The organism is Maritalea mobilis, assembly GCF_019800885.1.
GTDB lineage: Bacteria > Pseudomonadota > Alphaproteobacteria > Rhodobacterales > Rhodobacteraceae > Roseibacterium > Roseibacterium beibuensis.
Genome location: NZ_JAHVKE010000001.1, coordinates 1578577 through 1594115, shown reverse-complemented (window position 1 = coordinate 1594115; position 15539 = coordinate 1578577). Strand labels below are relative to the sequence as shown.

17 protein-coding genes are annotated in these 15539 nt (G+C 66.8%); 7 read left to right on the top strand and 10 right to left on the bottom strand.

Translation table 11 applies throughout. The annotated features are described in order from the left end of the window. Positions 1 to 4: 4 nt before the first annotated feature. The gene (locus KUV65_RS07695) at positions 5 to 613 is read right to left on the bottom strand and encodes a GcrA family cell cycle regulator (RefSeq protein ID WP_222189091.1); all 609 of its coding nucleotides are present in this window, start codon (positions 611 to 613) and stop codon (positions 5 to 7) included. Positions 614 to 759: 146 nt separating this feature from the next. Between KUV65_RS07695 and KUV65_RS07690 the strand changes: the two genes are divergently transcribed. Both KUV65_RS07690 and KUV65_RS07685 read left to right on the top strand, forming a co-directional pair. Continuing rightward, positions 760 to 1578: an ABC transporter permease gene (locus KUV65_RS07690; RefSeq protein ID WP_222189089.1), complete on the top strand. Its 819-nt coding sequence runs from the start codon at positions 760 to 762 to the stop codon at positions 1576 to 1578. A 37-nt stretch (positions 1579 to 1615) separates the two neighbouring features. Continuing rightward, positions 1616 to 2668, top strand: coding sequence for a serine hydrolase domain-containing protein (locus KUV65_RS07685; protein WP_222189087.1), 1053 nt, complete (start codon positions 1616 to 1618; stop codon positions 2666 to 2668). Here KUV65_RS07685 and KUV65_RS07680 read toward each other — a convergent pair. The 5 genes from KUV65_RS07680 to metF form a co-directional block, all read right to left on the bottom strand. Continuing rightward, a complete protein-coding gene (locus tag KUV65_RS07680) occupies positions 2646 to 3581 on the bottom strand; it encodes a DMT family transporter (protein WP_222189085.1) in 936 nt (311 codons plus the stop codon). The genes KUV65_RS07685 and KUV65_RS07680 overlap by 23 nt on opposite strands. Further along, the gene (locus KUV65_RS07675) at positions 3574 to 4539 is read right to left on the bottom strand and encodes an alpha/beta hydrolase (RefSeq protein WP_222189083.1); all 966 of its coding nucleotides are present in this window, start codon (positions 4537 to 4539) and stop codon (positions 3574 to 3576) included. The genes KUV65_RS07680 and KUV65_RS07675 overlap by 8 nt, the downstream gene beginning before the upstream one ends. 114 nt (positions 4540 to 4653) lie before the next feature. Then, the gene (gene argF / locus KUV65_RS07670) at positions 4654 to 5580 is read right to left on the bottom strand and encodes an ornithine carbamoyltransferase (protein ID WP_222189081.1); all 927 of its coding nucleotides are present in this window, start codon (positions 5578 to 5580) and stop codon (positions 4654 to 4656) included. Between the two features lie 36 nt (positions 5581 to 5616). Continuing rightward, on the bottom strand, positions 5617 to 6807 hold the full coding sequence (locus KUV65_RS07665; RefSeq protein ID WP_222189079.1) for an aspartate aminotransferase family protein: 1191 nt from the start codon (positions 6805 to 6807) through the stop codon (positions 5617 to 5619). 224 nt (positions 6808 to 7031) lie between these two features. After that, a complete protein-coding gene (gene metF / locus KUV65_RS07660) occupies positions 7032 to 7898 on the bottom strand; it encodes a methylenetetrahydrofolate reductase [NAD(P)H] (protein ID WP_222189077.1) in 867 nt (288 codons plus the stop codon). 93 nt (positions 7899 to 7991) lie between these two features. On the opposite strand from metF, the gene KUV65_RS07655 reads away from it, so the two are divergent. The 4 genes from KUV65_RS07655 to KUV65_RS07640 all read left to right on the top strand — a co-directional run bounded on the left by KUV65_RS07655 (position 7992) and on the right by KUV65_RS07640 (position 10936). Further along, a complete protein-coding gene (locus KUV65_RS07655; protein ID WP_222189075.1) occupies positions 7992 to 8897 on the top strand; it encodes a LysR family transcriptional regulator in 906 nt (301 codons plus the stop codon). Between the two features lie 3 nt (positions 8898 to 8900). Then, positions 8901 to 9674 (top strand): glycerophosphodiester phosphodiesterase family protein, encoded by a 774-nt coding sequence (locus KUV65_RS07650; protein WP_222189073.1) that lies wholly within the window; start codon positions 8901 to 8903, stop codon positions 9672 to 9674. A 133-nt stretch (positions 9675 to 9807) separates the two neighbouring features. Then, entirely contained in the window at positions 9808 to 10605 is a 798-nt protein-coding gene (locus KUV65_RS07645) for an inositol monophosphatase family protein (RefSeq protein ID WP_222189071.1), read from the top strand. A gap of 67 nt (positions 10606 to 10672) precedes the next feature. Beyond that, complete coding sequence (locus tag KUV65_RS07640) at positions 10673 to 10936, top strand: hypothetical protein (RefSeq protein ID WP_222189070.1); 264 nt, start codon at positions 10673 to 10675, stop codon at positions 10934 to 10936. On the opposite strand, the gene KUV65_RS07635 is transcribed toward KUV65_RS07640, so the two are convergent. Genes KUV65_RS07635 through KUV65_RS07625 form a run of 3 tightly spaced genes read right to left on the bottom strand, consistent with a single transcriptional unit; the run spans position 10933 to position 13349 of the window. Then, complete coding sequence (locus KUV65_RS07635) at positions 10933 to 11625, bottom strand: CDP-alcohol phosphatidyltransferase family protein (protein ID WP_222189068.1); 693 nt, start codon at positions 11623 to 11625, stop codon at positions 10933 to 10935. The genes KUV65_RS07640 and KUV65_RS07635 overlap by 4 nt on opposite strands. A 52-nt stretch (positions 11626 to 11677) precedes the next feature. After that, a complete protein-coding gene (locus KUV65_RS07630) occupies positions 11678 to 12613 on the bottom strand; it encodes a tyrosine recombinase XerC (protein WP_222189066.1) in 936 nt (311 codons plus the stop codon). 4 nt (positions 12614 to 12617) lie between these two features. Beyond that, positions 12618 to 13349 (bottom strand): DUF484 family protein, encoded by a 732-nt coding sequence (locus KUV65_RS07625; protein WP_222189064.1) that lies wholly within the window; start codon positions 13347 to 13349, stop codon positions 12618 to 12620. 356 nt (positions 13350 to 13705) lie between these two features. Here KUV65_RS07625 and KUV65_RS07620 point away from each other — a divergent pair, with 356 nt between their 5' ends. Beyond that, positions 13706 to 14773 carry a YeeE/YedE family protein gene (locus KUV65_RS07620; protein ID WP_222189062.1) on the top strand — a complete coding sequence of 356 codons (1068 nt, stop codon included), beginning with the start codon at positions 13706 to 13708 and terminating at the stop codon, positions 14771 to 14773. A 67-nt stretch (positions 14774 to 14840) separates the two neighbouring features. On the opposite strand, the gene fsa is transcribed toward KUV65_RS07620, so the two are convergent. Further along, complete coding sequence (gene fsa / locus KUV65_RS07615) at positions 14841 to 15494, bottom strand: fructose-6-phosphate aldolase (RefSeq protein ID WP_222189060.1); 654 nt, start codon at positions 15492 to 15494, stop codon at positions 14841 to 14843. Between the last annotated feature and the right edge of the window lie 45 nt (positions 15495 to 15539).

Below are 15539 nucleotides of genomic sequence, written 5' to 3'. Positions count from 1 at the left end.
TGGCTCAGCGCTTGCGGTCGCGGCGGCTGCTCATCGGTTGGAAGGCGACGCCGACATGGGCCTCGCAATAGGGTTTGCCCTGCTGCACGGGCAGGCCGCAGAAGTAGAAATCATCCGTGGCCGGGTCGCCGATGGGCCATTTGCAGGTCCGCTCGGTCAGTTCCATCAGGGTCAGGCGCTTGGCGTGGCGTTCGACCTCGGATTGCTTGGCCAGCGCCTCGGGGCTGATCTCGTTGGCCGAGGGCTGCGGCGGCAGGGGTTGGCCGGCGGGCACGATCGTCTTGCGGATGGGCGTGACGTTCGAGGGGCGCGGCGCGGGGTCTGCGACAGGCTCGGGCTTGGCGGCGGGTTCGGCCGCGGCGGGCGCGGGCTCCGGCTTGGGCTCGGGCTTCTTCGCGGGTTTCGGCGCGGCCTGCTTGGGCTCGGCCTCTTTCGCGGCGGGTTTCACGGTCGTGCCGCCGCCGCCCGAGCGGTTGGACAGGCCAAGGCGATGGACCTTGCCGATCACGGCATTGCGCGTGACGCCGCCCAATTCCTTGGCGATCTGGCTTGCCGATTGGCCTTCGCCCCACATCTTCTTCAGAAGCTCGACCCGTTCCTCGGTCCAGGACATGCGTGTTCCTCGCTCTTGCGCGCTTTTCCGGCTCGGGGCCTCATATGGGCCGTGCGCCGCGATATTGAAAGCCCCATTCTAAGCTGCCATGTCCCGAGGGCAAGGCACCTGAGGGGCCGGACGACGAAGAAGAGGACGGCAATCACATGGCAGAGACGGGACTGACCCATGCGCGGGACATGGGGGTGCGCCGGTTTGGGCGTTTCAACTGGCTGGGGCTCTGGACGCTGATCCGGCGCGAGACGCTGCGCTTCCTGGTGGTGTGGACGCAGACCCTGTTGGCGCCGCTGGTGACGGCGGGCCTGTTCATGATGATCTTCTCCATCGCCATCGGGCCGCAGAGGGGCGACGTGATGGGGGTCAGCTTCCTGCATTTCATCGCGCCGGGCATCCTGACGATGACGGTGATCCAGAACGCCTTTGCCAACACGTCCTCCTCCATCGTGGTGTCGAAGGTGCAGGGCAATATCGTCGATACGCTGATGCCGCCCTTGTCCGCGGGGGAGTTGGTGACCGGCTATGTCGTGGGGGGCGTGGTGCGCGGGCTGCTCGTGGCGCTTGCGATTGCGGCGGTGCTGTTCCCGATCGTCGGGGTCGGGGTGGCCCATCCGCTCTGGGCGCTGGTCTTCGTCGTGCTGGGCGCGGCGTTTCTGGGCGCGTTGGGGCTGGTGGCCGGGATCGTTGCGCAGAAATTCGACCAGATCGCCGCGATCACCAATTTCATCGTGATGCCGCTCAGCTTCCTGTCCGGCACGTTCTATTCGATCGAGGCCTTGCCGCCGGTCATCAACACGCTCAGCCATTGGAACCCGGTCTTCTACATCATCGACGGGGTGCGTTTCGGGGTGCTGGGGGTGTCCGATAGCGCGCCGGAAAAGGGGCTTGTCGTGACCCTTGCCGCGACGGCAGCGGTCGGTGGGCTGGCGTGGTACTGGTTCCGCACGGGGTGGCGGCTGAAAAGCTGAGCTTGCGCAGGCGGGCGCGTCGTCCCACCTTGCGGCCATGCGCGTTCCCGTTTTGCTTTCGGCCCTGTTCACCCGGCTCTCGACGCTTCCTGCGCGGGCCGACCTGTCCGATATCGCCCAAGCCCTGGCGGCACACCCTGCCATTCCCGGGGCCGCGGTCGGCATGGTGTCACCCGTGGGGCAGGATATTGCTGTGGCTGGCCTGCGCCGGATCGACGGAGGAACGCCGGTTGAGCCCGACGACCTGTGGCATCTCGGGTCGCTGACCAAATCGATGACCGCCACGCTGGCCGCCCGCATGGTCGAGGCGGGAGATATCGAGTGGCATACGACCATCGGCGCGGCGTTGGGCGATCTGGTGCCTGGCATGCGCGACGCATGGCGCGACGTGACGCTGGAGGAGCTTTTGCGCCATGCGTCAGGCATGCGGGCGAACCTCGGGATAATCGCGGCCAGCCGGCTGGGCGATGGACCCCGCTCCGCCTATGTCGAACAAGTTCTCGGGCTGGCGCCACGCCATGCACGCGGCGGGTTCCATTACTCCAATGCCGGGTATGTCGTGGCTGGCGCCATGCTGGAGGCAGCGGGTGGCGCGCCATGGGAGAACCTGATTGCCACGCGCGTTTTTCGGCCGCTGCACATGGACAGTGCCGGGTTTGGGCCACCGCTTGGCGATCAACCCCTTGGGCACCGCGCACCGCTGATCGGCGGGCTAAGGGCGGTTCCACCCGGCCCGCGCGCGGACAATATCTCGGCCCTGGGACCGGCAGGGCGCGTGCATCTTTCGACCGCCGACATGCTGCGCTACCTCGCGGCGCATGTGCAGCGCGACCCAATGTTCCTGTCGGCTGAAAGCTGGGACAAGCTGCACCGGGCCGCGGGCCCGGGCGACTACGCATTGGGTTGGGCGGAGGTAGACGGGATCCTCCGCCATTCCGGGTCGAACACCATGTGGTTTGCCAATGCGCGGTTTGATCCCGCCCGCGGCTGCGCAAGCTTCGTCGCCGTGAACTCCGCCGCGATGGGGCTGGTCGATGGTGTCGTCACTCAGGCCGGCGACGCGGTATTCAGGCTGGCTTGCGGCGATTGACCTGCTCGCGCCATGCCAGAAGCGCTGCGCCGGCGATGATGATGCCCGCGCCCGTCACGCTGACGGGGGTTGGAATCACACCGAATATCACCGCGTCATAGAGCGCGGCGAACACCAGCGTGAGGTAGGAAAACGGCGTCACGAAGCTCGCATCCGCCCGCGCCATCGCGTTGACGAAACACGCCTGCGCACAGGCCATCGCGAATCCCAGGCCAGCCAGGGCGGCCCATTGTGCCGGGCTGGGCATTTGCCATACGGCCAGAACCGCGAGGCTTGCGATGATCAGCCCCAGCGAGTTGTTGATGAACAGGATCTGAAGCGGCCCTTCGCGGCCGGACAGACGCTTGATGAAGATCAGCTCGAACCCAAGGCACAGCGCAGCGCCAAGGGCCAGCAGCGCCCCGGGTTGCATCGCCTCGGTTCCGGGGCGGATCAGGATCATCGCCCCGGCAAAGGCGATCGCGGCGGCCAACCACCGCCATTTGCCGACCGTTTCCCCGAGAAATGGAATGGCGAGGATCATTCCGAAAACCGGGTTCAGGAAACTGATCGCCGTTGCATCGGACAGCGGGATCATCGCGGCTGCGGCGAACATCAGCGAGACACCGCCCCAGCCGCAGAGCGTGCGCCCGACATGGCGCGCCCAATCGGGCCGGATGAGCCGTGGCCGCACCACCGCGAGGGTCGTGGAAATGGCGATCCAGGCGAACAGAAAGCGCCCGTGACTGACCTGGAGCGGGTGAAGGGGCGCCCCAAGGGCCTCGGTGCCGAGCGCCTTGGCCAGCAGGGTCGTCGCCGCGATGAAGGCGGTTGCGCAAACCATCAACAGAATGGCCAGCGCGGGGTTCGGCGCGGTCCGAGGCGCGAGGGCGGCGGCCGGGATGGCGGCTTGCGGCGCGTTCTGATCAGTCATGGGCGGTCACGATGAAATCGGTGATCGCTGGCACCAGATCGCCATGCAGGGGCAGGGTCGGGTCAATGTAGGTGCGCATATTGTCCGCGACATAGGCGGCGATGTCCTCGGAATCGGCAAGCGGGGTCGTGGTTTTCAGCATATGGCTGAGACCGCCGAGCAAAAGCACCGTCGCGTCCGGCCGTGCCGCGGCCAGCGGAGCGGCCTCGGACGGCGGCACCTGCAAGTCGGCGTCACCGTGGATCATCAAGGTGGGCTGCTCGGTCGCGGCTAGTTCCACTGCCGGATCGAACAGGGCCAGTTCGCGGAAATAGCCGCGCACCTCGGTCGCGAAAAGCGGCGCGAGGCCAGGATGCAGGGTGGCCGGGTCCGGGCCATCCCCGGACAGAAGCGCCTCGAGCGCCTCGTCATATTGCGGCAGGAGCGGGGCCGAGACGGGCGAGGCCGCCAACTGGTCGCGCACCAGTGCGCCGATCGGCCGCCCCGGCGGTGTCAGCAGCACCAGCCCGCAGATATCGGGCAGATGCGCCGCGTCGATGGCCAAAAGCGCGCCTTCGGAATGGCCGATCAGCCAGATGCAGTCTGCCCCGGTCACGTCCAGCAGGGTTGCAACCCAAGCCTCGGTATCGGCGCGATAGGCGGCGAGGCTGACGTCGTTTCCGTCGCCCTCGCTGTCGCCGATGCCCCGCTTGTCGATCCGCGCAGTGGCGATCCCGTTCTCGGCCAGCGCCTCGGCCAGCATCAGGTAGCTGTTGGCGAAGCTTCCCAGGGGGTTGTTGCCGTCGCGATCCGTGGGGCCGGAACCGGGCAGGATGAGGGCCGCTGCCAGCATCTGGCCCTCGGGGCGCTCCAGCGTGCCGGCTAACCGGCCGGCTGGCCCGGTCGCTGTGATCTCAAGCGGGTCTGCAGCAACCGGGGCGGTCGCTAGCATCACCAGCAGTACAAGAACGCGAAGCATGAAAACCTCCCGGACGCGCCGTAGACAGAACGTGAGGGCTGGCCGGGGGCAGGTGACCCGAGCGGGCGTGTTTGGTCCGGCCCGAATGGAATTCCGGGCCGGGCGCAAGCCCTCTCAGACGCCGAGGCACCAGCGCATGACGGCCTTTTGCGCATGAAGGCGGTTCTCGGCCTCGTCGAAGATGACCGATTGCGGGCCGTCCATCACCTCGTTCGTCACCTCCTCGCCGCGATGGGCGGGCAGGCAATGCATGAACAGGGCGTCGGGCTTCGCATGGGACATGAGCTCGGCATTCACCTGGTAGGGGCGCAGCTGGTTGTGACGCCGTTCCTTGGCCGATTGGCTGTCATGCATGCTGACCCAGGTGTCGGTCACGACAAGGTCGGCGCCCTCCACCGCGCGGGCCGGGTCGCGCATGATCTCGACCTTCGCGCCCTTGGCGCGGGCCTCCTCGACGAAGATCATCTCGGGGTCCAGCGTTTCCGGACCGGTAAAGGTCAGGTCGAACCCGAACTGTCCGGCGGCATGGGCAAAGCTGGCAAAGACGTTGTTGCCATCCCCGCACCACGTCACCTTCTTGCCCGCGATGGGGCCGCGATGTTCCTCGAACGTCAGGATATCGGCCATGATCTGGCAGGGGTGGCTGCGGTTGGTCAGCCCGTTGATCACCGGAACCGAGGCATGCTCGGCCATCTCCAGAAGGACGTCATCCTCGAAGGTGCGGATCATGATCAGGTCCACGTAGCGGCTGAGCACGCGGGCGGTGTCGGCGATCGTCTCGCCATGGCCCAGCTGCATCTCGCTGCCCGACAGAACCATCGTCTGCCCGCCCATCTGCCGCGTGCCCACGTCGAAGCTGACGCGCGTGCGGGTCGAGGGTTTTTCGAAGATCAGCGCGACCATGCGGTTCTTGAGCGGCTGCTCGTCATCGGGCGCGCCCTTGGGGCGGCCCGCGCGCGCCTGTTTCATGGCGGCGGCCTGGTCGATCATGCCCCGCAGTTCTGTGGGGTCTGTCTTGTCGATATCGAGGAAATGGGTCATCGGATCAGTCTTTTCGAATTCGGGAATGGGGAAGGATCACGCGCTCGCGCCCTGGGCTTCGAGTGCGGTCGCGGCCGCATCGAGGCGCGCGACCCCTTCGGCGATCTCGTCGTCGGATATGGTCAGCGCGGGCAGCACGCGGATCACGTTATCGCCGCCCGGAACGGTCAGCACCTCGGCGTCATAGCCGGCCTTGACCACATCGGTATTGGTGACCTTGCATTTCACGCCGATCATGAAGCCCGACCCGCGGACGCCCTCGAAAATCTCGGGATGCGCCGCGACAAGGCCTTCGAGCTTCTGACGCAACAGGCCCGCCTTGCGGTTCACGTCATCGAGGAACCCGTCGCGCGTCACCTCGTCCATCACGGCGGCGCCCACGGCACAGCCGAGCGGGTTGCCGCCATAGGTGGAGCCATGCGTGCCCGCCGTCATGCCCTTGGCGGCATTCTCGGTGGCCAGCAGCGCCCCCAACGGATAGCCGCCGCCGATGCCCTTGGCGACCAGCATGATGTCCGGCGTGATCCCGGCCCATTCATGCGCGAACAGGCGCCCGGTGCGGCCCATGCCGCACTGGATCTCGTCGAGGATCAATAAGAGCCCATGTTCGTCACACAGGTCGCGCAGGCCCTTCAGGCATTGATCGGGCAGGGGGCGAATGCCGCTTTCCCCCTGCACGGGCTCGATCATGATCGCGCCGACATGGGGCTGCGCCGCCGCCGCGCGCAGCGCGTCGTGATCGCCGAAGGGCAGGTGCTCGAACCCTTCCAGCAGGGGGCCGAACCCCTTGGTCAGCTTCTCCGACCCGGCAGCCGAGATCGCGGCCATGGACCGGCCGTGAAACGCGCCTTCGAAGGTCAGGATCGTGGTGCGCTCGGGCTGGCCACTCTCGTACCAGTATTTGCGGGCCATCTTGATGGCGAGTTCCGCCGCCTCGGTCCCCGAATTGCAGAAGAACACGGTGTCGGCAAAGGTATGCTCGACCAGCCGCTCGGCCAGCGCCTCCTGCTCGGGCACGGTGTAGAGGTTCGAGGTATGCCACAGCGTCTCGGCCTGCGCCTTGAGCGCGCCCACGAGCGCCGGGTGACCATGGCCAAGCGCCATCACCGCGATACCGGACCCGAAATCCAGGAAACGTCGCCCGTCGGCCTCGATCATCCAAGATCCTTCGCCCTTGACGAAGGAAAGCGGTGCACGCGCATAGCTTGGCAGGACCGGCGAGATCATCTTCTGTCTCCTGGGGGTTGACCACGTGAAGGCCCCGGCTTGCCCGAGGCCTGTCGCGAAGTCAATTCAGAGACGGTGATGGGGTCAAGTGCCGCGCCTGATGAAAGCTGCCCGATCTCCCCCCCTTCATCTTGGCCAGAAAACTCCGGGGGTGCGGGGGCAGAGCCCCCCCGCGGGTCGACGCGCGGAACGCGCGGCGAAATCCCTCGGAAAAGGGCGATGGATCAGGCGACTTCGGACAGGTCCACCCGGGGCGTCACGCCAATCGCTGCGCAGACATCGCGCGTCAGGTCCGGCGTGTTCAGCGTGTAGAAATGCAGGTCCTCGACCCCGCCCGCCATCAACTCGGTGCAAAGCTCGGCACACATCGCGGTCGACAGCAGCGCCTCGCGGCCATCGCGGATCGCCTTGTCATAGGCCTCGTCCACCCAGGCCGGGATGACCGCGCCCGTGGCTTCGGCGAAGCGACGCACGCGGGTCCAGTTGTTCACCGGCAGGATGCCCGGGATGATCCTGGCCGTGATGCCGGCATCGGCGCAGGCATCGCGGAAGCGGAAATAGGTGTCGGCCTCGAAGAAGAACTGGGTGATCGCCTCGTCCGCCCCGGCGTCGATCTTGCGCTTGAGATACGCCACGCAGGCCTGCAGGTTCTCGGCCTCGGGATGCGGGTCGGGGTAGGCGCCCACGCGCAAGGTGAACTTGCCGGTCTTGGCCAGCGCCTCGACCAGCTCGATGGAACTGGCAAAGCCCTCGGGATGGGCGGTGAAGCTGCCTTCGCCCTTCGGCGGATCGCCCCGCAGGGCCACGATCTGCGTGACGCCCGCCTCGGCATAGCTTTCGGCGATCTCCAGCGTTTCGCTGCGGGTCGCGTCCACGCAGGTCAGGTGCGCGGCCACCGGAACCCCGTAATGCTTGTGGATCGTCTTGACCGCGTCATGCGTCAGGGCGCGGGTCGTGCCACCGGCCCCATAGGTCACCGAGACGAATTCCGGCGCCAGCGGGGCCAGCACACCCAGGGTTTCCCAAAGCTTGAAGGAGGCTTCGAGGGATTTGGGCGGGAAGAACTCGAAAGAGACGCGCGGCGTGGTCATGGCGATTCTGATCCTTGCAATGTCGGCCACCTAGATCGCATATAGGGCTGGTTGCGCCAAATTCATAAAACTCATCATCTATATGAGCCAGATATGCATCTTGAGTTCCGCCATCTTCGCACCATCAAGGCCATCCATGAAGAAGGCGGATTGGCGCGGGCCGCCGAGCGGCTGCACATCACGCAATCTGCGCTGAGCCACCAGATCAAGGGACTGGAGGATCAGGCGGGCATGGAGTTGTTCGTGCGCCGCTCCAAGCCCATGCGCCTGTCGCCGGCGGGCCAAAAACTGCTGCGGCTGGCCGAGGATATCCTGCCGCGCATCGCCGCCGTCGAGGAAGAGTTCGAGGGGTTGCGATCCGGCAAGACGGGGCGGCTACATATCGCCATCGAATGCCATGCCTGTTTCGACTGGCTGCTTCCGGTGCTCGAGGCCTTCCGCGGGACGTGGGCCGATGTGGATGTCGATATCCGCCCCGGCCTGCAATTCGAGGCGCTGCCCGCGCTCCTGCGCGAAGAGGTCGATCTCGTGATCTCGTCCGACCCCGAGGATTTGCCCGGCGTCGATTTCACCCCGCTTTTCGATTACGAGCCGGTTTTTGTCTGCTCCAGGGACCATCCCCTCGCGCAGAAGGACTTCATCACCGCTGAGGATTTCGAAGATCAGACGCTGATCACCTACCCGATGGAGCGCGCCCGCCTCGATGTGTTCAGCGAATTGCTGTTTCCGGCGGGAATCGAGCCGCGCAGCATCCGGCAGGTGGAACTGTCGGCGGTGATGATGCTGCTCGTTGCCTCGGGGCGCGGGGTGGCGGTGCTGCCCGACTGGGTGGTGCGGGACCCGCGCACGCCACAATCCGTCGTGACGCGTCCGCTGACCCGGGATGGCCTGACCCGCCGCATGTATGGGGCCACCCGCGCCGATGACACGGCCAAGCCCTACATGGCGCATGTCCTGCGGCTGTGCCGGACCGAACCGCCCAAGCTGCAGAGGGCCTGAGCGATGGCGCGGCATCCCTTCCTCGACCATCCGACCCCCACGGCGGTCGCCCATCGCGGCGGCTCGCTGGAGGCGGAGGAGAACACGATGGAGGCCTTCGCGCGCGCGGTCGGCCTCGGGTTCACCCATATCGAGACCGATGTGCACGCAACGCGTGACGGTGTGGCCGTGGTCCATCACGATGCGACCCTCACGCGGATGACCGGCGAGACGGCGCGCATCGCCGATCTGGACTGGGCCGATATCGCCCGCATGCGCACCCATGGCGGTGCGGCCATCCCGCGGGCAGACGAGGTGCTGGCGTCCTTTCCGGGGCTCAATGTCACGTTCGAGCTGAAATGCGACCTCGTCGCCGCCCCTTTGGCCGAGGTGATCCGCCGCGCCGACGCGTTGGCGCGGGTCTGCATCGGGTCCTTCTCGGTCAAGCGCACCGCGGCGATCCGGGCCCTGCTGGGGCCCGGCTTGTGCTGGTCGCCGGGGCAGGCCGGGGTGTTGGCGCTCTGGCTGGCGGGGCAGGGGGTTCCGATCCGTCGACCCGGTTTTGCCGTCGCGCAGGTGCCCCCGGTCTTCCGGGGCGTCCCGGTGGTGACGCGGGGCGTCATGCGGGCCGCGGCCGCGCGGGGGATCGACATTCAGGTCTGGACGGTCGACGAGCCGTCCGAGATGGAGCGGCTGCTGGATCTGGGCGTGCACGCCATCATGACCGACCGTCCCACCGTTTTGCGCGGTGTTTTGAAACGGCGGGGGCAATGGCCGGGCGAGGCCGGCGCGCGCTGAGCGTCGTGGCGGCGCGTTTGCCTGTCCTGGCCCGCTCGGGCGACCGGGTCCGCGCGTGTCGAACATGGCGGACCCTTGGCAAGTCGCGCGCGCTCCGTTATGGCGCGCGGGCAGTTTCCGAAGGATCGAGACCATGCAAGGCTCCGCCAACCTCAACGTGATGATCAAGGCCGCGCGCAAGGCCGCGCGCAGCCTCGTCAAGGATTTCCGCGAGGTCGAGAACCTCCAGGTCTCGTCCAAGGGGCCGGGCGACTTCGTCAGCCGCGCCGACCGCGCCGCCGAGGAGATCATCCGCACCGAGTTGATGGAGGCCCGTCCGAATTACGGGTTCCTCGGCGAAGAAGGCACCGAGATCGAGGGCAAGGACCCGACCCGGCGCTGGATCGTGGACCCGCTCGACGGCACCACGAATTTCCTGCACGGGATGCCGCATTGGGCCATCTCCATCGCCTTGGAGCACAAGGGCGAGATCGTGGCCGGTGTCGTCTACGACCCCGCCAAGGACGAGATGTTCTACGCCGAGAAGGGCGCCGGGGCCTGGCTGAACGACAGCCAGCGCCTGCGCGTCTCGGGCCGCAACCGGATGATCGAGTGCATCTTCGCAACCGGGGTGCCCTTTGGAGGGGCGAAATACCTGCCCGCGACCTTGCAGGATCTGGCGCGCCTGATGCCCGCTTGCGCGGGGGTGCGCCGCTGGGGATCGGCCGCGCTTGACCTCGCCTATGTCGCGGCGGGCCGCTATGACGGCTACTGGGAGCGCGGCTTGAACGCTTGGGACGTTGCGGCGGGGATCCTGCTGGTGAAAGAGGCCGGTGGCCTCGTGCAGCCCATCCGCGACGGGCAGGAGATCCTCACGGACGGCCAAGTGATCGCTGCGTCCGAGCCGATTTTCGATGGGTTCTCGGGGATCATCCGCGATCGCGGCGCCTGATCGGCGCCATCGTCAAAGAATCGAACGATTTGGGGTCTAGGCCGGCCCCATGACCCGTTTGCCTGACTTGTCGCGTTCCTTTGTGCACTCCGAAGCCGGTTCAGCCGCCGTGGATTGGGTGGTGATGACCGCCGCTACCGTTGCCCTTGGCCTTGCGGTGATGTCCGAGGTCTCGGATGCCGTCGAGGGGATGGCCTCCCGCGTGGCCACGCGGCTTGGAGACATGCCGATCCGAACCAGTTTCGAGGATTGGGCCGCCCTGCGCGCGGATCTTTCCGCCGAGGCCGAGGCAGAGGCAGAGGCAGAGGGCGGCGCGGATACCGACGGCTAGTCGCGCGTCGGGATCACCTGTTGCAGGATGCCCGCCGACAGAAGGTAAACCGACGTGATCGCCACGGTCACGGTGAGCGCCGGGTTCTCGGCAAAGCCCGTCCAGGCTGCCCATGCGATGCCCCCGGTCCAGATCAACGCGATGGGGAGCGACAGCCACCGCCAGCGCACGGTGCGCACGGGGTGGATGAATTTCAGCGGCAGGAACATCGCCACGGTCAGGATCACGACCAGGGCCGCCGTGATCCACCATGGCGGCGTGACCACCAGCAGCGCCAGCACCGCCATGTTCCAGCAGCCGGGAAACCCGGCAAAGCTGTTGTCGGCCGTCTTCATCCTTGTGTCCGAGAAATAGACGACGCTGGCGAAGGGGATCAGCAGGACAGCCACCCATCCGGTCCAGCCGGGCAGAAGCCCCGAGGCATAAAGCGCATAGGCCGGGATCACGACATAGGTGAGAAAATCGATGATCAGGTCCATCAGGACGCCGTCGATCTCGGGGAAATTGCGCTTTACGTCCACGCTGCGCGCCAGCGGCCCGTCGATCCCGTCCACGACGAAGGCAACCGCCAGCCAGATCGCCATCATCTCCCAGTTGCGCTCGAACGCCTCGTGCAGCGCCAGCATGGCGAGCGAGGCTCCGATGGCGGTGAAGAGATGAACGGAGAGGGCTTGGAGGCGTGGGCTCATGGGCTGCGGTGATGCCTGCTTGCCCCGGCACATGCAACCGTTCCGTGACGGATCAGGCGCGCTTGCGGGCGGATGGATGCGCTGATCGATAGACGTCGAGCAGGCGCGCGGTGTCGACGGCGGTATAGGCCTGGGTGGTGGACAGCGACGCATGCCCCAACAATTCCTGGATCGCGCGCAGGTCGCCACCGGCATTCAGCAGATGCGTGGCAAAGCTGTGCCGCATCGCATGCGGTGTCGCCGAAGAGGGCAGGCCAAGCTGCATCCGGGTCTTTTCCATGACCTTGGCTACGGCGCGGGGCCCGAGCGCGCCACCCCGAATGCCGCGAAACATCGGCGTTCCGGGGGGCAGGTCATGCGGGCAGAGCGCCGCGTAACGATCCACGGCGGCGCGGGCGGCGGGAAGGACAGGCAATTCGCGTTCCTTGCCGCCCTTGCCCCGAATGCGCAGTACCTCGGGCAGGGGGATCAGGCGGGCGTCGAGGCCCAGGGCTTCGGATATCCGCAGGCCGCAGCCGTAGAGCAGGGTGATCACCGCGATATCGCGGGCCGCGACCCAGTCGCGCGCGTCCTGCTCGCCGACCCCGTCTATCATGTTGCGTGCGCCACCCTCGGTCAGGGGGCGGGGCAGGCGGCGTTGATGCTTGGGCGCGCGCAGGGACAGGATGGCGGTCGCGTCGAACCCGTCACGTTCGGCCCACCAGCTGTAGAAGCCTTTGACGGCAGATAGCCGCCGCGCCAGCGAACGTGCGCCGACACCGCGCCCGCGCTGATCGGCCATCCACGCCCGCAATTCGCGCGGGCCAAGGCCGCGCAGGGCCGCAGGGCCGGGTGCGCCGCCAAGATACTCGGCCTGAAACGCAAGAAAGCCCGTCACATCCGCGCCATAGGCCCTCAGCGTCGCCTCGGACGCGCCCTTGATCGCGCGTTCATGGGTTAGCCAGCTGTCCAGTAGGTCGCGGATCGCCGGGGTCAGCGCAAGGCTCATCGCCTCAGCCCAGCCAGCCCCGCATCAGCCGTTCGAAGACACCGGCGAAGAAGGTCAGAAGGTCGGTGCCCTGGCTGGGGCGGAACTGGTGCGGGTCCTCGGCGCCCATGACCAGAAGGCCGGGCAGGCGTCCGGGGCCGAAATCGAGGACCATCAACGCTTCGGACTTGATCCAGGTCGCGGCCTCGTCCCCGAAGATCCGGTCGCAGCCCATGCCAACCTGGCGCAGGGTCACCTGCTTGTGCGGGATGTCGCGCCCGCCGGTGATGTAGTCTTCGACGAACCCCGGGGCGACAACGGTCAGCACATCCTCGAGCTTCTGAACGCGCGGCGCCTCGGTCTCGGTCGCTTCGGGCGACTCGAGGACAAGGCGGATACGATCGACGCGCAGGATGCCCGCAACATCCGTGCCCAGAACCTTCAGAAAGTCGGTGAATTCCGACTCGTCGAGCAGTTTCAGGATCGCGCGATGCACCTGGTTGGTGCCGGCGAGGTTTTCATAGGCCGCCGCGATGACCGAGCGATGCGTGTCCTCCAGCCGGTCGAGCCGGTTCTGCAACCGCTCCATCGCGATGCCGCGCATGTCCACGATATTGCCGCCCATCTGGCGGTCATTGGCCGAGATCAGCGCGCGCATCAGGTCGCGGTCCTCGAGGATCAACTCGGGGTCCGAGATCACACGTTCACGCCAATCGTCGAAATATCCGGGACGCGCCCCGGCCGGTTCGCTGCTCACTGTGCTGCCTCGTGCTTTTATTCGGTTTTTCACCTTGTTGGTACGGCTCATAACATGAGCCAAGCGGTTCGGGCCAGTTTTTTTGCCATCGGCTGAGGGAGTTGCGGGCCGTTGTTGCAGTAAGGTCCCCGACGGGACGGCAATTCGCATCGCCGAGGCGCAGAAAGGTCCAAACGGTTGGGGTATGCGAACATGTGGTCCGATGCGGCCTTGTTTCGCGGAGAAACCGGAACGCTCGTTCGCCCGGCCGTTGCCAGAAAGGCTGATCGCCCTTCGCCCGCCGCTTGCATGGCTGCCGATATCGTCTAGATGCCCGCCGACTGGCCCATGGCCACAGCACTTTCCCGGAGGTGGATATGTACGAAACGCTCGCCCTCGATCTCTCGCCCCGTGCGGCATCTCTCTGGCTGGGCCTCGCGCTGGGCCTTGCCTTCGGGGCCTTGGCGCAACTGACACGCTTCTGCCTGCGGCGCGCCGTCGCCGGCCCGGTAGAAGAGCGCGCATCGGCGCGCGGTGTCTGGGCCATGGCGCTGGCGGTTTCGATCCTCGGAACGCAGGCCGCCGTCGCGCTGGGCTGGGTCTCGTTCGATGCGCACAGGTTCCACGTCTCGGCGCTGCCGGTCGTGGGGATCACCGTGGGCGGGCTGCTGTTCGGCGTGGGCGCCGTGCTGGCGCGGGGCTGCATCTCGCGTCTGACGGTGCTGAGCGGTGCAGGCAATTTGCGGGCCCTGACGGCGCTGTTCGTCTTCGCCGTGTTCGCCCATGCAACTCTGCAAGGCGCGTTGTCGCCGGTGCGCACGGGCCTGTCCGCCGCCACCGTTGATCTGGGCGCGGCAGTCAGCCTTGCGGCCCTGCCCGGCGGTGCCGCGATCTGGGCGGCGCTGCTGGCCGTGGCGGCACTTGGCGTGGCGTGGCGCTCCGGCGCGGGCCTGTGGATGCTGTCGGGGGCCGCGTTGCTGGGGGCCTTGGTGCCGCTCGGCTGGGTCGGAACCGGCTTTGTTCTTTACGACGAGTTCGATCCGATTGCGCTGGAAAGCCTGTCCTTCACGAAGCCCTGGGCCGATTCCCTGTTCTGGGGCGTGGCGGCCAGCCTGGTCGAGCCGGGTTTTGGCGTGGGCCTGATCGGCGGCGTCCTGGCGGGGGCCATCGTCGCGGCCATCGCCGCGCGCCGCTTCGCGTGGGAGGCGTTCACCAGCCCCGTGCAGATGGGCCGAACCCTGTCGGGGGCCGCGTTGATGGGCGTCGGCGGCGTTCTGGCTGGCGGCTGCACGGTCGGTGCCGGTCTGGCCGGTGTTCCGACCCTGTCGGTCGCCGCGATCCTTGCCCTGGTGTCGATCGTCGCGGGGATGTGGGGCGCCGGGCTGTTCGAGGCGCGGATTGGCGGCGAGCAGCGCGCGGGGCGCAGCGCCGTTCCCGCCGAATGAACAGCGATGACCGGATGCAAAAAAGGGCGGCCAGTTGGCCGCCCTTTCGCGTTCTGCAATCGAGGGATCAGAGGATCTTCTGACCGGTCTTTTCCCAATCCTTGAGGAAGGCATCGAGGCCCTTGTCGGTCATCACGTGGCTGGCCATCGACTTGATGACGCCCGGGGGGGCCGTCGCCACATCCGCGCCGATCAGAGCGGCTTGTTTCATGTGGTTCACACTGCGGATCGAGGCGGCGAGGATCTCGGTCTCGAACCCGTAATTGTCGTAGATCTGGCGAATCTCGGCGATCAGATCCATCCCGTCGAGGTTCAGGTCGTCGAGGCGACCGATGAAGGGCGAGATGAAGGTCGCGCCGGCCTTGGCGGCCAGAAGCGCCTGGTTGGCCGAGAAACACAGCGTCACGTTGACCATGCGGCCTTCGCCGGTCAGCGTCTTGCAGGCCTTAAGGCCTTCCCAGGTCAGCGGCACCTTGATCGCGATGTTATCGGCGATCTTGGCCAGTTCGCGGCCCTCGGCCACCATGCCTTCGGCATCGAGTGCGATGGTTTCGGCGCTGACGGGGCCGTCGACCAGGTCGCAGATCTCCTTGGTGACTTCCTTGATATCGCGGCCGGATTTCATGATCAGCGAGGGGTTTGTCGTCACCCCATCCACGATCCCCAGCTCGGACAGGTCGCGGATTGCGTCGATGTCGGCGGTATCCACAAAGAATTTCATCGCTCGGCTTCCTTTCGCGGGCAGGCCATGGTCATCTAGCGGCCT

Bases quoted from the DNA above. Each gene is read 5' to 3' on its own strand.
- KUV65_RS07630 (WP_222189066.1), bottom strand. From the start codon at position 12,613: ATGAGCCTTGCGCTGACCCCGGCGATCCGCGACCTACTGGACAGCTGG.
- KUV65_RS07650 (WP_222189073.1), top strand. From the start codon at position 8,901: ATGGCGCGGCATCCCTTCCTCGACCATCCGACCCCCACGGCGGTCGCC.
- metF (WP_222189077.1), bottom strand. From the start codon at position 7,898: ATGACCACGCCGCGCGTCTCTTTCGAGTTCTTCCCGCCCAAATCCCTC.
- KUV65_RS07675 (WP_222189083.1), bottom strand. From the start codon at position 4,539: ATGCTTCGCGTTCTTGTACTGCTGGTGATGCTAGCGACCGCCCCGGTT.
- KUV65_RS07620 (WP_222189062.1), top strand. From the start codon at position 13,706: ATGTACGAAACGCTCGCCCTCGATCTCTCGCCCCGTGCGGCATCTCTC.
- KUV65_RS07685 (WP_222189087.1), top strand. From the start codon at position 1,616: ATGCGCGTTCCCGTTTTGCTTTCGGCCCTGTTCACCCGGCTCTCGACG.
- KUV65_RS07690 (WP_222189089.1), top strand. From the start codon at position 760: ATGGCAGAGACGGGACTGACCCATGCGCGGGACATGGGGGTGCGCCGG.
- KUV65_RS07680 (WP_222189085.1), bottom strand. From the start codon at position 3,581: ATGACTGATCAGAACGCGCCGCAAGCCGCCATCCCGGCCGCCGCCCTC.
- KUV65_RS07635 (WP_222189068.1), bottom strand. From the start codon at position 11,625: ATGAGCCCACGCCTCCAAGCCCTCTCCGTTCATCTCTTCACCGCCATC.
- KUV65_RS07655 (WP_222189075.1), top strand. From the start codon at position 7,992: ATGCATCTTGAGTTCCGCCATCTTCGCACCATCAAGGCCATCCATGAA.
- argF (WP_222189081.1), bottom strand. From the start codon at position 5,580: ATGACCCATTTCCTCGATATCGACAAGACAGACCCCACAGAACTGCGG.
- KUV65_RS07665 (WP_222189079.1), bottom strand. From the start codon at position 6,807: ATGATCTCGCCGGTCCTGCCAAGCTATGCGCGTGCACCGCTTTCCTTC.
- KUV65_RS07645 (WP_222189071.1), top strand. From the start codon at position 9,808: ATGCAAGGCTCCGCCAACCTCAACGTGATGATCAAGGCCGCGCGCAAG.
- fsa (WP_222189060.1), bottom strand. From the start codon at position 15,494: ATGAAATTCTTTGTGGATACCGCCGACATCGACGCAATCCGCGACCTG.
- KUV65_RS07695 (WP_222189091.1), bottom strand. From the start codon at position 613: ATGTCCTGGACCGAGGAACGGGTCGAGCTTCTGAAGAAGATGTGGGGC.